The 16,598-nt window shown below is 65.3% G+C and carries 16 protein-coding genes; 10 read left to right on the forward strand and 6 right to left on the reverse strand.

The genetic code is table 11. From position 1 onward, the window contains the following. Window positions 1-14 precede the first annotated feature (14 nt). From ACTAQI_RS14600 to ACTAQI_RS14610, 3 genes are read right to left on the reverse strand one after another with little or no spacing between them, the layout of a single operon-like run. Entirely contained in the window at window positions 15-728 is a 714-nt protein-coding gene (locus tag ACTAQI_RS14600; protein WP_457946798.1) for a ThuA domain-containing protein, read from the reverse strand. Then, a complete protein-coding gene (locus ACTAQI_RS14605; protein WP_457946799.1) occupies window positions 725-1,873 on the reverse strand; it encodes a LacI family DNA-binding transcriptional regulator in 1,149 nt (382 codons plus the stop codon). The genes ACTAQI_RS14600 and ACTAQI_RS14605 overlap by 4 nt, the downstream gene beginning before the upstream one ends. Further along, window positions 1,870-3,828 (reverse strand): heparinase, encoded by a 1,959-nt coding sequence (locus ACTAQI_RS14610; protein WP_457946800.1) that lies wholly within the window; start codon window positions 3,826-3,828, stop codon window positions 1,870-1,872. Before ACTAQI_RS14610 ends, ACTAQI_RS14605 begins: the two co-directional genes overlap by 4 nt. Window positions 3,829-3,987: 159 nt before the next feature. Between ACTAQI_RS14610 and ACTAQI_RS14615 the strand changes: the two genes are divergently transcribed. From ACTAQI_RS14615 to ACTAQI_RS14655, 9 genes are all read left to right on the forward strand, one after another. After that, window positions 3,988-5,001, forward strand: a complete 1,014-nt coding sequence (locus ACTAQI_RS14615; RefSeq protein WP_457946801.1) for a hydroxyacid dehydrogenase — start codon at window positions 3,988-3,990, stop codon at window positions 4,999-5,001. Between the two features lie 54 nt (window positions 5,002-5,055). Next, a complete protein-coding gene (locus ACTAQI_RS14620; protein WP_457946802.1) occupies window positions 5,056-6,333 on the forward strand; it encodes an ABC transporter substrate-binding protein in 1,278 nt (425 codons plus the stop codon). An 8-nt stretch (window positions 6,334-6,341) separates the two neighbouring features. After that, complete coding sequence (locus ACTAQI_RS14625; protein ID WP_056330962.1) at window positions 6,342-7,268, forward strand: carbohydrate ABC transporter permease; 927 nt, start codon at window positions 6,342-6,344, stop codon at window positions 7,266-7,268. Beyond that, the gene (locus tag ACTAQI_RS14630; RefSeq protein WP_457946803.1) at window positions 7,268-8,200 is read left to right on the forward strand and encodes a carbohydrate ABC transporter permease; all 933 of its coding nucleotides are present in this window, start codon (window positions 7,268-7,270) and stop codon (window positions 8,198-8,200) included. The genes ACTAQI_RS14625 and ACTAQI_RS14630 overlap by 1 nt, the downstream gene beginning before the upstream one ends. Before the next feature lie 5 nt (window positions 8,201-8,205). Then, entirely contained in the window at window positions 8,206-8,925 is a 720-nt protein-coding gene (locus ACTAQI_RS14635) for a DUF624 domain-containing protein (protein WP_457946804.1), read from the forward strand. Beyond that, window positions 8,922-10,673, forward strand: a complete 1,752-nt coding sequence (locus ACTAQI_RS14640) for a glycoside hydrolase family 35 protein (protein WP_457946806.1) — start codon at window positions 8,922-8,924, stop codon at window positions 10,671-10,673. Before ACTAQI_RS14635 ends, ACTAQI_RS14640 begins: the two co-directional genes overlap by 4 nt. A 170-nt stretch (window positions 10,674-10,843) precedes the next feature. Continuing rightward, window positions 10,844-11,218: a cupin domain-containing protein gene (locus ACTAQI_RS14645; protein ID WP_457946807.1), complete on the forward strand. Its 375-nt coding sequence runs from the start codon at window positions 10,844-10,846 to the stop codon at window positions 11,216-11,218. A 107-nt stretch (window positions 11,219-11,325) separates the two neighbouring features. Then, window positions 11,326-12,312, forward strand: a complete 987-nt coding sequence (locus tag ACTAQI_RS14650; protein ID WP_457946808.1) for an NAD-dependent epimerase/dehydratase family protein — start codon at window positions 11,326-11,328, stop codon at window positions 12,310-12,312. Between the two features lie 174 nt (window positions 12,313-12,486). Then, the gene (locus ACTAQI_RS14655; RefSeq protein WP_018770044.1) at window positions 12,487-12,663 is read left to right on the forward strand and encodes a CsbD family protein; all 177 of its coding nucleotides are present in this window, start codon (window positions 12,487-12,489) and stop codon (window positions 12,661-12,663) included. 81 nt (window positions 12,664-12,744) lie between these two features. On the opposite strand, the gene ACTAQI_RS14660 is transcribed toward ACTAQI_RS14655, so the two are convergent. Together ACTAQI_RS14660 and gdhA are read right to left on the reverse strand one after the other, a co-directional pair. Then, a complete protein-coding gene (locus tag ACTAQI_RS14660; protein ID WP_457946810.1) occupies window positions 12,745-13,419 on the reverse strand; it encodes a DUF1345 domain-containing protein in 675 nt (224 codons plus the stop codon). An 89-nt stretch (window positions 13,420-13,508) separates the two neighbouring features. Then, window positions 13,509-14,846 (reverse strand): NADP-specific glutamate dehydrogenase, encoded by a 1,338-nt coding sequence (gene gdhA / locus ACTAQI_RS14665; RefSeq protein WP_457946811.1) that lies wholly within the window; start codon window positions 14,844-14,846, stop codon window positions 13,509-13,511. Window positions 14,847-15,045: 199 nt separating this feature from the next. On the opposite strand from gdhA, the gene ACTAQI_RS14670 reads away from it, so the two are divergent. Then, entirely contained in the window at window positions 15,046-15,687 is a 642-nt protein-coding gene (locus ACTAQI_RS14670; RefSeq protein ID WP_457946812.1) for an AmiS/UreI family transporter, read from the forward strand. A gap of 12 nt (window positions 15,688-15,699) precedes the next feature. Here ACTAQI_RS14670 and purU read toward each other — a convergent pair whose 3' ends face one another. Then, a complete protein-coding gene (purU, locus tag ACTAQI_RS14675; protein ID WP_457946813.1) occupies window positions 15,700-16,596 on the reverse strand; it encodes a formyltetrahydrofolate deformylase in 897 nt (298 codons plus the stop codon). Window positions 16,597-16,598 lie beyond the last annotated feature (2 nt).

Here is a 16,598-nt window from a genome sequence, read left to right on the forward strand (position 1 = left end):
TTCCTTGGGTTGTCTCAGTTGCCACCGAGCCAGGCGATGGCCCGCAGCAGGATGGCGCGGTGTTCAGGGGACCGGTACGAGGCGGCGTCGTGGCCCAGGGCGTCATAGAAGGTCCGGCCCCGCCTGCCGCCCGTGCCGGTCCCCCGCTGCAGGGACCACATCAGCGGATGGTCGCGTCCGTCGTGGCTGTGGGTGGCGTGAACGGTGATGCCGCGGCCGGTACGAAGATAGCTGTAGCGCTCATCCGGAAGCACGAAATCCGGGATGCCGGAAACCACCGGCCCGGAGCCGTGAAGGAGATGGACGGCAGCCGGGCCGTAATCCGGGTGCATGGACGTGCCCCTCACCCAGCGGCCGCCCATCCCGTCCTCCCAGGCGGCCAGGTCAACAAAACTGGTGGAGCTTGAATGGGCAACCAGCAGTGGCCGGTCCGAGCCCAGCCACCGCGCCAGCCCTGCCGAGGCCTCCGGCGTTCCCGGCGATGGGCGGCCGTCACGGGGCAGGCCCACGTTCACGGCCAGTAAGGAAGGAAGGCCGGCGGCATCCGCATGGGCAAGGCCAGTCAGGGCGCCGTCAACATCGCCGGACATGACGACGTCGAAGCCCGCGTCCCGCAAGAGGCCCGCCAACGCACGGGAGGTGTCAGCGAACGGATGCCACGGATCCTCGTAGCGTCCCTCACCGGTGAGGAGCAGGGCGGTGGGCGCACCGCCCTGTGGGGCGGTCACAGCGAATCCTGGAGCACGCCCATGGCAGGTAGCCGCGGAGCGCCTATGGAGGAGTCCCGCAGGATCAGTTCGGGGTTGAGCTCCACCCGGTGAACCGGACGCATGCGCCCTTCGGCAAGCCGGGCTGCCATGAGCTGCACGGCCACCTTGCCCACGTACTGCTTGGGCGGACGGACGGCAGAGATGGCGGGCTCCGCCAGGTAGGCCACCTCGTCGTCGTAGCCCACCACGGCAATGTCACCGGGAACTGCCAGTCCCCGGTCCACGCAATGCTGCACAAAGGCCACTGCCTGGGTGTCCGAATGCACCAGCATGGCCGTGGTTCCGGTTTTGCGGCAGAGCTCCAGGACATGGTCGAAGTGCGCGCTGCGCCCGCCGTCCACCTGTTTGACGGAATCCTCGTGGACGGTTTCCTGGAGCGGAATTTTCAGCGCCGCCAGGGCCTGCTGCCAGCCGCGCACCACATGCGGGCTGGTGGGGCTGGACGAGTCGGTCAGGCAGCCGATCCGCCGGTGCCCCTCCTGCCACAGGTGGCGCACGGCCATGCCGGCACCGAACGCGTGGTCCGTGGCCGCCCATTCCAGGCGGTGGGCGGGAACTTCTGCGGGTGCGCGCCGTTCGGCCAGGACCACGGGAATGGGAAGCGCGTTCAGCCACCGCAGCAGTTCCTGGCCGTGTTCCCCTCCCATGTCGGGCGCCACGATCAGCCCGTCGATGTTCTGGGTGTCCAGCAGGGCCTGTACCTGGCGGCGGTTGTCCGCGGCATCGTACGTCGAACCCCGGACCATGATCCGCAGGTTCTGCTCTTCCGCCTCGGCACGGGCGCCGCTGATGACTTGCGGCCAGTAGTAATCCAGCGACGGCACCACCATGCCGATTGAGTAGCTGTGGGCTGCTGCGCGCCCGGCCGCGGTCCGGTCCAGCGGGCTGGGGAGGGTGGCCCCGCCGTGCACGCGGGACACCAGGCCCTCATCTGCCAGGAGGTTGACGTCGCGGCGGATGGTGAGTTTACTGACGCCCAGCTTGCCGGCGATGTCCCGGACGGTGATGGCGCCGTGGGCCCGCAGTTCCTCCATGAGCCGCTCCCTGCGCTGAAGCGAGAAGAGTGATTTTCCTGCGGGCTCGGCGGGTTGGTCAGGACTCATGATGCTGCCTCCACGGTGAGGGTGAATGCGCCGTTGGCGCGGGTTGCTGCGGGCATGCGGAAGCGAAGCCGGGTCAGGGACTGTCCCCAGATGTCCGCCAGCAGCGGATCGTCCAGGTGCCATTCATCCACCAGCACGACGGCGGTGGCCGGGTCCCAGCGCAGTACGGCTCCGCGGCCCGCCGGTTTTCCCGGGGGTGCGGCGGTGGGGATTCCGTCGGGATGCACAGTGGCCGTCCCGTCCGGTCCACGGCGCAGGGTGCCGGCCGTGAGGTAGGTGATGTCGACGTCGGCCGTCCCCGGTGGCGCGGACACCGGAAGGTCCCAGCGGTCCCCGATGGTGACGCGGCGGGTATTCCTGTCCAGGTGGGAGGTGCGCACCCACTGCCCCGAATCGAAACCGTACGCGGCGCCGAGGGCCAATTCCAGCCGCGGCTGAACGGCCGTCGGGTGCTGCAGGACGTGGGCGGTGAACTCGCAGCCGGTGCCCTGCTCAAGCCCAAGTGGCGCCGGGACGCTGTGCCACGCGCTCTGCATGGCGGGGATGTCGTAGCGGTCCGGGCCGAAGGTCTTGGCCGTGTAGGTGGGTTGGCCGGCGTCCACCAGGAGGGGTACGCCATCCACGGCCACCACCACAGAACCAACATCCCGGTGGTTATGGTGCTCGCCGTTGTGGCCGCCCTTCGCCGCCAGGAGCAGCCCCTCCGCGGACCCTGCCTCCTGGCGGGCCACCATGATCTGGACGGACGGGAGGTAGGTGAAGGAAACCAGTGGCGGGGTCCCTGCGGGCCTCGGCGAGGCGGCGAGGAGCGAGTGCAGGACGCGGCCCAGCCCGGCGGCGGCCGCGGGCTCCCGGGCGAGCATCGACGCTGCATGGTCCGCCGCATCCTGGTCCCCCAGCCGCTTCGCCCAACCGTGCAGCATGTCCCAGGGGAGGGCGTCCGCCGCCCGCGCCGGCCCGTCTGCCACGTTCAGGAACCAGGAACCTCCGACGTGCATGCGATGCGGGAAGGCCACCAGTTCACGGACCACTGGCAGTCCGGCGTCGAGGACTCCTCCGGTGGCCTCCTCCAGCAGCTTGAGCCCCTCCAGCGCCCGCCCCGCGCCGTTCCACCAGTAGGCGAATCCTTCATCGATGGCGCCGTCAGCCGGGATTGAGGCCAGGAAGCGGTCCAGGCCCTCGATGCACCGTTCCATGATCCTTGCCTGGAGGTGGGGATCCTCCACCAGGAACAGTGCGGCGGCGACCAGGTTCGAGTGGATCCATGGGTTCCAGTTGTGGACGTCCCCGTCCAGGCCCAGCCAGTGCCAGTCCAGCCGCTCAAGGAACGGCTGGAAGACGCGTGCGGCCGCCTCATCGCGCAGGCGCCGCCGCAGGCCAGGGGCTCGCGCGTCGAGTTCACTGCCCAGCACGTGGTCCAGCCAGCCCAGTTGGGCAGCCACCTCGCCGGCGCCCAGGTCCAGGAAGGGCCTTGCCAGGTCCGGGATGACTTCTCCCGAGCGGCTGTGGACATCGTCATGGGCCGCCCAGCTCCAGGAACTCTGTTCGCACAGGAGGTAGGCACCGTCGATCACTTCGTCGAGCCACAGGTCGGCAGCCTCACGGTCCGCTGCCGTCAGGGCCATGACCACCGCGCGGGTGAGCCTCTGCTGCCGCGCACCCACCAGGTTTTCGTACACGGTCCGGTTCCCGTCGCGGAAGAAGCGCGCGTAATGGGACACCAGGGGCTGCGGCCACGGGGTTCCCCGTTCCCTGCCGGCCTGCTCCCGGATCATGCCAAGAGCGTCACCTGGAACTCCACTCCATGCGGACGCCTCAGCGGGCGGGACGGACAGGCGCTTAGTTGCGCCCTGAAGTGACGTGGCCAACTCCGCACTGGTGGCAGCCTGGGCCCACGCGGAGATGAGCGGGGATGAGCGCTCGGAAGCGAGGGAATGGCCAGCGCTGTGTGACATGGAAAACCAGTTCTCTTGTTCGATTACGATCGTTTTAGACCGATTAGGAGCAGTTTGGATGTTCTGTCTTGTTCATGAGTATCTACTGATTGTTAGATGTGATGCAAGACATGGAACGCGGATTCCCGCATTTCGCTTCACGGAAGAAAGGAGGCCCGGATGGGGCGGAAACCCAAGGCCCTGCTGGTCATGAATCAGGGAACATTTGCCGACCAGTTCGATTCCACGCGGCTGGAACGCTTGGCGGGCCTGGTGGACCTCGGCCAGGAACCATGGACCGAATCCCTTGAAGGGCCAGCGATGGCCAGGCGCCTGGCCGATGTTGAAATCCTGCTCACAAGCTGGGGCGTGCCGCGGCTGGACGGGGCCACGCTGGAACGCATGCCAAAGCTGCGGGCAGTGTTCCATTGCGCCGGCACCGTGCGCAGCTTTGTCACTCCCGAACTGTGGGAACGGGGCATCCTGGTCACCAACGGGGCAGATGCCAACGCCATCCCGGTTGCCGAATTCACCTTTGCGTCCATCGTGCTGGCCGGAAAAAAGGCACACGTGCTGGCCAACGATGCCCGCATCTACCGGGACGACTGGAGCTACAGCACCCAACGCGGTGAGCTGGGCAATATTGGACGGGTCATTGGCGTCATCGGGTTCTCCCGCATTGGGCGCCGTGTGGTGCACCTTGTCCAGCAGTTGCAGGATGTCCGGTGCCTGGTAAGCGATCCCTACGCTGATCCCGCCGCCGTGGCAGCGGCGGGAGGGCAGCTGGTATCCCTTCCGGAGCTGATGGCCACTTCGGACGTGGTGACGGTGCATGCACCTGCCCTCGCCGAGACCAGGCACATGATCGGCGCGGCTGAACTGCGTGCCATGAAGGACAACGCAACCCTGATCAACACGGCCAGAGGATCGCTTGTGGACACCAAGGCCCTCGAAGCCGAATGTGCCACCGGACGCATCCAGGCCCTGCTGGATGTGACCGAACCCGAACCGCTGCCCGCGGATTCGGTGCTGTACGACCTCCCCAATGTCGAGATCACCCCACATATCGCCGGTTCACTGGGCACCGAAACCCGCCGCATGTCCGACGCCGCCCTGAACGACCTGGAGCGGTACCTGACCGGTCAACAGCTGGCAGCCCAAGTGGTGTCCGCGGACCTTTCACTCAGCGCCTGACAACGTAACCGCCGCAGCCCGCGGCACATTTGAAACCCTAGTAAGGAGACCGCAATGAAGCGCACAACCCTCGCCGCCATCGCCCTGGCAGTGACTGCCGGCCTTGGACTCACCGGCTGTGCCGGGGCTGCCGGCCCTGCCGAACCGCAAGGACAGGAGGGCAAGACCCGCTTGACCGTGTCCGTGTGGAACTACGAAGGAACCCCCGAGTTCAAGGCGCTGTTCGACAGCTATGAGGCGGCCAATCCGAACGTGAACATCGAACCGGTGGACATCCTCGCGGACGACTACCCCCAGAAGGTCACCACCATGCTGGCCGGCGGTGACACCACGGACGTCCTGACCATGAAGAACGTCATTGATTACGCGCGCTACGCCAACGGCCAGCTGCAGGAAATCAACACCGTGGTGGACAAGGTGGGCAAGGACAACCTGGCCGGCATTGATGCGTTCGATATCAACGGCAAGTATTTCGCCGCGCCGTACCGGCAGGACTTCTGGCTGCTGTACTACAACAAGGACCTGCTCAAGGCCGCCGGCGTGGAGAACCCGGCAGACCTGACCTGGGACGAGTACACCGCGCTGGCCAAGAAACTCACCACCGAAGCGGGCGGCAAGAAGGTGTATGGCACCTACCACCACATCTGGCGTTCCGTGGTGCAGGCCATCGCCGCCGCACAGAACAACGCCGACCAGAACAGCGGCGACTACAGCTTCTTCAAGGACCAGTACAACACCGCACTGGACCTCCAAAAAAACGGTGCCACACTGGATTTCGGAACGGCCAAGAGCCAGAAGACCAGCTACCGCACCATGTTTGAAAGTGGCCAGGCTGCCATGATGCCCATGGGCACCTGGTACATCGCAGGAATTTTGCAGGCCAAGAAGGACGGAAAGACGAACGTCAACTGGGGCCTGGCACCCATGCCCCAGAAGAGCGACGGCGGAAAGGTCACCACGTTCGGCTCCCCCACGGCTTTCGCCGTGAACAAGAACGCTGCGCACTCGGACGAGGCAAAGAAGTTCATTGAATGGGCAGCCGGTGAGGAGGGCGCCAAGGCGATCTCCAGGATCGGCGTTGTTCCAGCCCTGCAGAATGATGCGGTCAAGGACGCGTACTTCAAGCTCGACGGGATGCCCACCGACGACCTCTCCAAGAAGGCCTTCACCCCGGACCAGGTTGCCCTGGAAATGCCGGTCAGCGACAAGTCCGCTGCGACAGACAAGGTCCTGAACCAGGAGCACGACCTCATCATGGTGGGTGAACGCTCGGTGGACGACGGCATTGCCGAGATGGGCAAGCGCGTCAAGAGCGAAGTCCTCGGTCAGTAACAGCAGTCATGACTACTGAAACCATTCCTTCAAAGGTTGCCCCGGCCGTTGGCCGGGGCAACCGGAAGCAGGCCAGGCGCAACACCCTGATCGGCTGGACGTTCATCCTGCCAAACTTCCTGGGGTTCCTGGCCTTTACCCTCATTCCGGTGCTGGCCGCATTCGCCCTCTCCTTCATGGAGTGGACCTCCTTCACCGCCCCCAAATGGGTGGGGCTGGCCAACTTCCAGCGGATGATCGCCAGCGACTCCTTCTGGGTGGCACTGCGGAACACCGTGGTCTACGCCATCGGGCACGTTCCGCTCACCATGGCCCTGGCCCTCCTGCTGGCCATGCTGCTGAACCGCAAACTCAAGGGTATTGGCTTCTTCCGGGTGGCCATCTTCTTCCCCTACATCACCTCCCTGGTGGCAGTGGCAGTCGTCTGGAACATGCTGTTCAGCCCGGACAACGGCCCCATCAACCAGTTCCTTCACACCATTGGCATCGCCAATGCACCGGGCTGGACCTCCAGTTCCGACTGGGCACTGCCCGCGGTCATCATCACCAGCGTCTGGCGGGACATGGGCTATTACATGGTCCTGTACCTGGCCGGGCTGCAGGCCATCCCTACCGAACTGTATGAAGCGGCCGAAGTGGACGGCGCCAGTGCGTGGCAGCGCTTCTGGAACGTCACCATCCCGTCCCTGCGGCCTACCACCTTCTTCGTGGTGGTCATGCTGACAGTCTCCAGTTTCAAGGTCTTCGACCTGATCGTGGTCATGACCAACGGCGGACCGGGACGCTCCACCACCGTGCTGTCCCAGCTCATCTACCAGGAAGGCATCGGTGAAGGAAAGTTCGGCTACTCGTCCGCCATCTCCCTGGTGCTGTTCCTCATCGTCCTGACGGTCACCGTCCTGCAGTTCAAGATCCAACAGCGGAGGGAACGCTGATGACCAACATGGCCGAAGACCTCAAGGCCGAAGCTCCCCTCGCCGGCGCCGGCTTGGCACCCGCCACGGAAGACCGCCGTCGGATGGACCGCAGGCGCTCCACCCGGGAGCGGAAGAAGCGCATCAGTGACCTGGTCATCTACTCCGTGCTCGCCGTCCTGGTGGTGGCACTCATGGTGCCGTTCATCTGGATGGTCTCCTCATCGCTGAAGGAGAACAACCAGGTCCTCACGGTTCCCATCCAATGGATTCCCAGCGAATTCGTGTGGAGCAACTACACGGACATCTGGACCCGCATTCCCATGATGGGCTACCTGCAGAACTCGCTGTACCTGGCCGTGATCATCACGTGCCTGCAGGTGCTGACGGGCTCCCTGGCCGCCTACGGGTTCTCGAAGGTCCGTTTCCCGGGCCGGGATGTCCTGTTCCTGGCCTACATCGGCACCATCGCCGTGCCGTGGCAGGCCTACATGGTGCCGCAGTACATCATGATGCAGAACCTGGGCCTCACCAACAGCTTCAACGCCCTGATCCTGCTGCAGGCGTTCGGCGCGTTCGGCGTGTTCCTGATGCGCCAGTACTACATGACCATCCCGGATGAGCTGTGCGAGGCCGCCCGGATTGACGGGCTGAGCGAATACGGCATCTGGGCGCGGGTGATCCTGCCGCTGTCCAAGCCGGCGCTGGCCAGCCTGGCACTGCTGACGTTCGTGAACACGTGGAATGACTACATGGGCCCGTTCATCTACCTCACGTCCAACCGGCTCTGGACCGTCCAGCTGGGACTGCGTTCATTCGTGGGACAGTTCGACGCGGAGTACGCCATGATCATGACCGGCTCGGTCATCTCGGTGATCCCCATCCTGGCGATCTTCCTTCTCGGCCAGCGGTACTTCATCCAGGGCATCGCCACGAGCGGCATGAAAGGGTGACGGCGGTGCGGGAGCAGGCAGCACCACGGCGCGGCCTGGCAAGCCGGATTCCAAGCCCGGGGTTCGAAACCTTTGGGGGCATCTTCGGCTTCATCTACACCTTCCTGGCCGGGAACGTGCTGATGGCGGCGGCCAACGCCCCGCTGGTGCTGTGCCTGGCCCTGGTGGCGGACCCTGTTGCCGCCTGGCCGTTCTTCCTGGCACTTTCGGCCACCGTCCCGCCGTCTCTCGCCGGCCTGTTCGCCGCCTTCCAGGCTTTGAACGACGACGGCACTGCGGTCAAGCCGGTCGCCTCCTTCCTGCGGGGCTACCGGCGCGGCTTCCGGCGGTCAGCCCTGCTGGGCCTGGCCGCCGTGGCGGTACTGCTGTTCCTTGGCGTGGACCTGGCCATCGTCCAGTCCATGCCGGCCGCGGCGCTGCTGGTGCCGGTGATCGCGGTGGCCGCAGCCCTGACGGTGGCCGTTGCCATGATGGCGATTGCCGGCGTCGTACTCTTACCGGCCGCCAGCCTCAAGGGCCTGCTCAAGGCCGCCCTATACCTGTCCGTGCAGCGCTGGTACCTGAGCCTGGCCATGCTGGTGCTGCTGGCAATCATCGCTGCCGCCGCCCTGCTCCAGCCGGTCCTCGGCGTGGCGTTGGCCCCGGCGCCGCTGCTGTTCGTGGTGTGGAGCAACTCCGCTTACGCCTTCTCCGCCGCACTTCGCACTCCCCGGGACACCCATTGACCTCTTTTGCCGTCGGCGAGCGCGACTTCCTCCTGGACGGCGAGCCGTTTCGAATCCTTTCCGGCGCCATCCACTACTTCCGGGTGCATCCTGATTCATGGGCAGACCGGATCCGCAAGGCACGGCTGATGGGGCTCAACACCATCGAAACCTATGTGGCCTGGAATGAACACGCCCCCAGCCCAGGTGTTTTCCGGACTGATGGCGGCCTGGACCTTGGCCGCTTCCTGGACCTCGTGGCGGCCGAGGGCATGCGTGCCATCGTCCGGCCCGGCCCCTATATCTGTGCAGAGTGGGACAACGGCGGGCTGCCGGCATGGCTGTTCACGGACCCCACCATCGGTGTGCGCAGCAGTGAGCCCGGCTACCTGGCCGCCGTGGATGCCTTCATGGACCAGCTGCTGCCCATCGTGGTGGAACGGCAGGTCACCATGGGCGGTCCTGTCATCCTGCTCCAGATCGAGAACGAGTACGGAGCCTACGGCGCGGACAAGGAATACCTGCAGCACCTCGTGGACGTGGCCAAGCGGGCGGGCGTGGAGGTTCCGCTGTTCACCTGCGACCAGCCTTTCGGCACCATGATCGAGGACGGTTCGCTCCCCGGGCTGCACAAGACCGGCACCTTTGGCTCGAGGGCGGATGAACGGCTGGCCTTCCTTCGGGAGCGGCAGCCCACCGGGCCGTTGATGTGCGCCGAGTTCTGGAACGGCTGGTTCGACAACTGGGGAACCCACCACCACACCACCGATGCTGCCGCCGCTGCAGCGGAACTGGACGCCCTGCTGTCCGCCGGGGCATCGGTAAACATCTACATGTTCCACGGCGGCACCAATTTCGGTTTCACCAACGGCGCCAATGACAAGGGCATCTACGAGCCCACCATTACGTCCTACGACTACGACGCCCCCCTGGCCGAAGACGGCTTCCCTACGGACAAGTACTTCGCGTTCCGCGATGTCATCGCTAAACACTTCCCGGTTCCGGCCGAAGTACCAGGCCGCCGGCCTGTTGCCGCCCATGCCGCGGTGGAACTGACGGAAAGCGTGCCGCTGCTGGATGTCGCATGGCTGGGCAGGTCGGCGCGGGTGGTGGCCGGAGCGGTTCCAGCCACCGAAGCCACCGGCCAGTACCGCGGATTCTTCCTTTACGAAAAGGGCCTTCCCCGCAGCGGTGTCCTCTCCTTCACCGAAGTACGTGACCGGGCGCAGTTCTTCCTGGACGGCTTTCCGCTGGGAACGCTCAGCCGCGAACTCGGCGAGCGCTCCATAGTCATCCCCCGGGAAGGGCTGTTGCAGGTGCTGGTGGAGGACCAGGGCAGGGTCAACTACGGGCCCAGGATCGGCGAAGCGAAGGGGCTGGTCGGCCCGGCGCTGCTGGATGGGGCCGAGGTGATTGACTGGAGCATCCGCCCGGTGGACCTTTCCCTGATGGGTGAATTCCGTCAGGCGGCCAGTAAGCTCCACGGTTCCGGTGGCGTCGCAGGCCCATCCGTGTCCTTCGGGTCGTTTACTGCTGACGGCCCCGGCGACCGTTACCTGCGGCTGGAAGGCTGGACCAAGGGCAATGCCTTCATCAACGGGTTCAACCTGGGACGATATTGGAGCCGGGGCCCGCAACGCACCCTCTACGTGCCCGGGCCGCTCGTCCGCAAGGGCGTCAACGAGCTCGCAATCCTGGAACTGCACGGCAGCGCCACACGGCTGGTGAGGTTTGTCGGTGCCCCGGACCTGGGACCGGACGAAAAGTAGGCTGACTCACAAAGCGTCATTGACACGGGCTGTACGCAGGAGCAGATTGAGAGCGTTGATCCATAAGTCCGGCAGGCTCTGGACGGGCACATCCCTCCCTGGCGGACCGTCTCCCGGCGCCGCCCAGGCCGCCGGATGAACTGAACAACCACTCCTTCCGGGAGCCAGAAATGCCCGCAGTAACGGTCAAGGACCTTGAATCAAAATCCTTCAATGAGCCGGACGAAAAGCGCCGTCCACCCAAGACCCAGGTTGACGTTGTCAGCGTTGGCGGCGCTACCTTGGGCCGCTTCACCTTCGAGCCCGGCTGGCGCTGGTCTGAAACCGTCAAGACCGTGGTCAAGACGGACAGCTGCCAGAACAACCACCTTGGTTTCTGCACCTCCGGCACCCTCACCGTCCAGATGGACGACGGAACACGCCGGACCATCCATACCGGTGACGCCTACTCCATTCCGGCAGGCCACGACGCCTGGGTGGAAAATGACGAGACGTTCGTTGGCTATGAAGTCATGAGCGCGGCTGAGTACGCCAAGCCCGCCTGATCACGCGGAAGACCGAAGGTGAACCAGCAGTTAAGGGAGGCCTGCCAGGACCTCCCTTAACTGCGCCAGCGGCCCTACGGTGGAGGGAACACAACGATCGGAGAGCAATGAAAGTCACCGTCATCGGCGGCAGCGGCCACATCGGTTCGTTCCTGGTCCCCCGGCTGGTCCGCGCCGGCCACGACGTCACCAACATCAGCCGCGGCACCAGCAAGCCCTACACGGACGCGCCGGAATGGCATCAGGTGCACCAGGTCAGCGCCGACCGGCAGGCGGAGGACCGGGACGGAACGTTCGCGGACCGGGTGGCCGCCCTCAAGCCGGACGTGGTGGTGGACCTGGTCTGCTTCACCCTCGAATCGGCAGCGTCGCTGGTGCAGCGGCTGCGCGGCGAGGTGGAGCACCTGCTGCACTGCGGCTCCATCTGGCGGTACGGGCAAAGCCTTAAGCTGCCCATCAGGGAGGGATCGGATTCGGCCGCCGAGCCCTTTGGCGAGTACGGCATCCAGAAGAACAGGATCGCCCTGATGCTGCAGGAGGAAACCGCCCGCGGAGGGCTGGCCACCACATCGCTTCACCCCGGCCACATTGTGGGACCGGGCTGGCAGCCCGTGGGCCCGCTCGGAAACCTCGATCCCACCGTCTGGCAGACGATCTCCGCCGGGCAGCCCCTCAGGATCCCGGGCAGCGGCGCTGAACTGATGCACCACGTGCACGCCGATGACGTGGCCCAGGCCTTCGAGAAAGCCATCGCCCGGCGGGAAGCGGCCGTGGGTGAGGACTTCAACATCGTCGCTCCAACAGCGCTGACGGTCCGCGGCTACGCGGACATCGCCGCCGCCTGGTTCGGGCACGCCGCCGTGCTGGAAACGGTAACGTGGGACCGCTTCCGCGAAAACACCCCGCCGGAGTACGCAGAGTCCAGCTGGAACCACCTCTACCGCAGCCAGTGCTTCAGCATTGAGAAGGCCGCCTCAGTGCTGGGTTACGCGCCCCGGTACGAGCCCGAGCAGGCCGTTTTCGAGTCAATCCAATGGCTGGTTGACCACGGCCAGCTGCACGTCGCCCGCCCGCTGGGCGTCCCGGCCGGCTGAGCAGTCCTCCATCGTCCAACGATGACTCTTGGCAGGCCCAATATGGGCGTCACCAGGGACCGCTGGGGAGAAATTCCTGGAATAAGGCAGCACTAAACTCGAAAGTATGCTTACTATTGAGGTGTCAGATTCTGGTGCATGCCGGAGCGAGCACGAACTGTAAGGAGTATCTCCATGGGTTTGGATGACAAGATCGGCAATGCCGCAGAGAAGCTTGGCGGCAAGGGCAAGGAAGCTGCCGGAAACGCCACGGGCGACGAAAGCCTGAAGGCTGAAGGCCAGACCGACCAGGCGAAGTCGGACCTGAAGCAGGCCGGCGAGCACGTCAAGGACGCCTTCAAGAAGGACTAATCGACGCTACTAATGGGTGCAGCTCCAACTGGAGTTGCACCCATTGTCGTCTTCAGGACCGGTTGTCCCAGCCGCTGCGGCTTAATGAATAAGTCCAGAGACCAGGTTGATGGTGGTGGCCAGGACGATGGCGCCCAGCAAGTAGGACAGCAGCGCCTGCCGCAGGACGGTGGAGCGGATTGCATTGGTTTTCAGGTCGGTGTCCGATACCTGGAAAGTCATGCCGACCGTAAAGGCAAGGTAGGCGAAGTCTGAGTACCGGGGCTGGCTCTCCTCATTGAAATCGACGCCCGTGCCGTCCCTGTAGTAGATGGCCGCGTACCGAAGGGTGAACAAGGTGTGGACCAGGAACCACGACAGGGCAATGCTGCCCAGGGCCATGGCCACGGTGGCATCCTTGGCCCCGCCCTGCTCACTGGAGGCATCAAGCAGGATCAGGGCCACGCCCGCGAAGCTGGCCACCGTGGCACTGAGCACCAGGGCGTCCGAGAAGACCCGGCCGGGATCCTCCCTCCGGGCATGGGCAGCAGTGGCGGCCGGGCCCAGGTGCCCGATCACGCTCCAGACCCAGATGAGGTAGGTGGCCGAGGCGGCAGCCCAGCCCAGGGCGGGCGCGTAAGCCCAGTTACCGAACGCACCAACCACCAGCGCCGCCACCAGCCCGACGGCGAGCATCACCAGCATCCGGAGCCGGGAATGGTGCGCGCGTGAGTTGAAGTTGCGGCGGTGGTCCATGGCGGCCGGCATGGTATTCATTGCCCGATCATGGCACGCGAGGCTTGGCCTTGGCTGGAAGAACAAATCCATCTTTTCGCCGGCCGGTGGAAAAGACCCGGCGGGTCCCGCTAGATCAAGCCCTGCGCCAGCATGGCATCGGCCACTTTGACGAACCCACCGATGTTCGCGCCGAGCACGTAGTTGCCGGGATCACCGTACTCCTCAGCCGTGGCGGCACAGCGGTCGTGGATGCCCACCATGATCTCCGAAAGCCGCTCCTCCGTATGCTCAAAGGACCATGAATCACGGCTGGCATTCTGCTGCATCTCCAGGGCCGACGTCGCCACCCCGCCAGCATTGGCCGCCTTGCCGGGCCCGAACAGCACCCCCGCCTCCTGGAACACTGCAACGGCGTCGCGCGTGGAGGGCATGTTGGCGCCTTCACCGACGGCAAGCAGGCCGTTGCGCACCAGCCGGGCGGCAGCACCGCCGTCGAGCTCGTTTTGGGTGGCGCAGGGCAGCGCCACCGCGGCGTCCACGTCCCACACGGAGCCGCCGTCCACATAGGAGACGCCGCCGCGGCGTTCCGCGTAGTCCTTCAGGCGGCCGCGCTCCACTTCCTTCACTTCGCGGAGAAGTCCGACGTCGATGCCCGCCTCGTCCACCACGTAGCCTGACGAGTCGGAGCAGGCCACCACGGTGGCGCCCAGGGTCTGCGCCTTGGCGATCGCGTTGATGGCCACGTTGCCGGAGCCGGAGACCACCACGCGCCGGCCGTCGAAGGACGTGCCACGGGTTTTCAGCATTTCCTGGGTGAAGATCACCGTCCCGAAGCCGGTTGCTTCGGGCCGGACCAGGGAGCCGCCCCAGGAGATGCCCTTGCCGGTAAGGACGCCCGACTCATAGCGGTTGGTAATGCGCTTGTACTGGCCAAAGAGGTAGCCGATTTCGCGCCCGCCAACGCCGATGTCGCCCGCCGGGACGTCCGTGTATTCGCCAATGTGGCGGTAGAGCTCGGTCATGAAGGACTGGCAGAACCGCATCACCTCGGCGTCACTGCGCCCGCGGGGGTCGAAGTCGGAGCCGCCTTTGCCGCCGCCGATGGGCATGCCGGTGAGGGCGTTCTTGAAGATCTGTTCAAAGCCGAGGAATTTGACGATGCCCAGGTACACGGACGGGTGGAAGCGCAGGCCGCCCTTGTACGGGCCCAGTGCCGAGTTGAACTCCACCCGGAAACCACGGTTGATCTGGACGCGGCCGGAATCGTCGGTCCATGGAACGCGGAAGATGATCTGCCGTTCGGGTTCACAAAGGCGTTCCAGGATGGCGGCCTCCAGGAATTCCGGGTGCCTGTCATGGACCGGGCCAAGGCTTTCGAAGACCTCCACCACCGCCTGGTGGAACTCCGCTTCACCGGGATTCCGTGCGAGGACGGTGTCCTTGATGGCATCGAGCCGTGCGTCCATGAACTGTTCCTTACCTCTGCGTGAAACGAGGAACAGCGGTAAGCAGCGCTGCCCCATAGGTTTACTCTTCAACCTATACGATTGCGACCAGGGACCAGTAGACGGACGGGCACGGTTCGGCTAATCTCCGTAATGTGACACATCTATTCCGCAATGCGAGAGAGAATCATATTCAGTCCGCCCGGGGGGAGACGCACTGATGCCATTTATCTGCCTCCTCCTCTCCGGCGCCGCACTGCTGGTCAACGGGCTGGCGACGCTCGGGCAGCTCCCCCGCCGCGACGCCGCTGCCTTCAGCCTGGTGCTCGGCGGCACCCAACTAGTGCTCGGCGTCGTGCATCTTTCCGCGGGCGGTACCGGCGCTGACGCCCTATTGACGGCCGCCGGCATGTTCCTGTTCGGGCTGACGTACGTCTATGCCGGGCTGGATGGACTGCTGGGGCTGGGCTCGAAGGGCCTGGGCTGGTTCTGCGGCATGGTGGCATTTGTTGGCCTGCTGCTGGCGGGCGCCTGGATTGGCACGGATCCGCTCCTCGCCGTGCTCTGGGTGTGCTGGTCGGTGCTGTGGGGGCTGTTGTTCGCCTCCGCCGCGTTGGGCGCCGTGCGGCTGGAACCGTTCACCGGCTGGGCGCTGGTCCTGGCCAGCCAGGTCACGGCCACCGTCCCCGCGTTCCTGGGCCTTGCCGGTTGGTGGCCCCGGAGCACCGGGCCGGCCTGGCTGGCAGCGGTCCTGGTGGCCGGACTCTTCGCTGCGGCACGGGTTCTGGCCCGGCGCGGAGTTGGTTTTTCGCCCACGGCCGGCCGCCCCGGGAAGGGGCAGCCAGCCGCGCTTTCGCGATGAAGTTATGTTCCGCTACCGCAGCACCACTGTGCGGTTGCCCTGCAGGATGACGCGGCCTTCGCAGTGCCATTTCACTGCGTTGGAGAGGGCCTTGCATTCGGTGTCGCGGCCGGCGGCCACCAGGTCCTCGGGGCCATACGTGTGGTCCACGTCCACCACCTGCTGGGAGATGATGGGTCCCTCGTCCAGCTCGGCGTTGACGTAGTGCGCGGTGGCGCCAACGGTCTTGACGCCGCGTGCGTACGCCTGGTGGTAGGGCTTGGCGCCCTTGAAGCTGGGCAGGAACGAGTGGTGGATATTGATGGCCCGGCCGTCCAGCTTGCGGGTCAGGTCATCGCTGAGCACCTGCATGTACCGCGCCAGCACCACGAGTTCGACGTCGAGCCCGTCCACCAGTTCCATCAGCGCAGCTTCCGCCGCGGGCTTGGTGGCGGCCGTGACCGGGATGTGGTGGAACGGGATGCCGTGCCACTCCACCAGCGCCTGGTGGTCCCGGTGGTTGGACACCACGGCCACTACGTCAACGGGCAGTTCGCCGATGCGGGCGCGGAAGAGCAGGTCGTTGAGGCAGTGCCCGAACTTGGACACCATGATCAGCACCTTGCGCTTGGACCCGTGGCGTTCCAGCTGCCAGCGCATGCCGAACTTTTCGGCCACCGGGGCGAACGAAGACCGCAAAACGTCCAGCGTGGACTCATCGCCTTCGGAGACGAAGTGCACGCGCATGAAGAAGTGGCCTTCGGAACGCTCACCGAACTGCTTGTTGTCGATGATGTCGCAGTCGTGCTCCAGCAGGAACCCGGACACGGCGTGCACAATGCCGGGCCCTTCCGGGCAGTCCAGGGTCAGGACGTGTTCCACGGTGGTGGGCACTTTTGATGCGGGGATATGGGTTTCAGTAACAGTCATGG

The organism is Pseudarthrobacter sp. alpha12b (assembly GCF_054130495.1).

What these genes read in the sequence shown, in the direction of transcription:
- ACTAQI_RS14615 (WP_457946801.1), top strand. Translation starts at nt 3,988, where the DNA reads ATGGGGCGGAAACCCAAGGCCCTGCTGGTCATGAATCAGGGAACATTT.
- ACTAQI_RS14625 (WP_056330962.1), top strand. Translation starts at nt 6,342, where the DNA reads ATGACTACTGAAACCATTCCTTCAAAGGTTGCCCCGGCCGTTGGCCGG.
- ACTAQI_RS14655 (WP_018770044.1), top strand. Translation starts at nt 12,487, where the DNA reads ATGGGTTTGGATGACAAGATCGGCAATGCCGCAGAGAAGCTTGGCGGC.
- ACTAQI_RS14630 (WP_457946803.1), top strand. Translation starts at nt 7,268, where the DNA reads ATGACCAACATGGCCGAAGACCTCAAGGCCGAAGCTCCCCTCGCCGGC.
- ACTAQI_RS14650 (WP_457946808.1), top strand. Translation starts at nt 11,326, where the DNA reads ATGAAAGTCACCGTCATCGGCGGCAGCGGCCACATCGGTTCGTTCCTG.
- ACTAQI_RS14605 (WP_457946799.1), bottom strand. Translation starts at nt 1,873, where the DNA reads ATGAGTCCTGACCAACCCGCCGAGCCCGCAGGAAAATCACTCTTCTCG.
- gdhA (WP_457946811.1), bottom strand. Translation starts at nt 14,846, where the DNA reads ATGGACGCACGGCTCGATGCCATCAAGGACACCGTCCTCGCACGGAAT.
- purU (WP_457946813.1), bottom strand. Translation starts at nt 16,596, where the DNA reads ATGACTGTTACTGAAACCCATATCCCCGCATCAAAAGTGCCCACCACC.
- ACTAQI_RS14610 (WP_457946800.1), bottom strand. Translation starts at nt 3,828, where the DNA reads ATGTCACACAGCGCTGGCCATTCCCTCGCTTCCGAGCGCTCATCCCCG.
- ACTAQI_RS14620 (WP_457946802.1), top strand. Translation starts at nt 5,056, where the DNA reads ATGAAGCGCACAACCCTCGCCGCCATCGCCCTGGCAGTGACTGCCGGC.
- ACTAQI_RS14645 (WP_457946807.1), top strand. Translation starts at nt 10,844, where the DNA reads ATGCCCGCAGTAACGGTCAAGGACCTTGAATCAAAATCCTTCAATGAG.
- ACTAQI_RS14660 (WP_457946810.1), bottom strand. Translation starts at nt 13,419, where the DNA reads ATGAATACCATGCCGGCCGCCATGGACCACCGCCGCAACTTCAACTCA.
- ACTAQI_RS14670 (WP_457946812.1), top strand. Translation starts at nt 15,046, where the DNA reads ATGCCATTTATCTGCCTCCTCCTCTCCGGCGCCGCACTGCTGGTCAAC.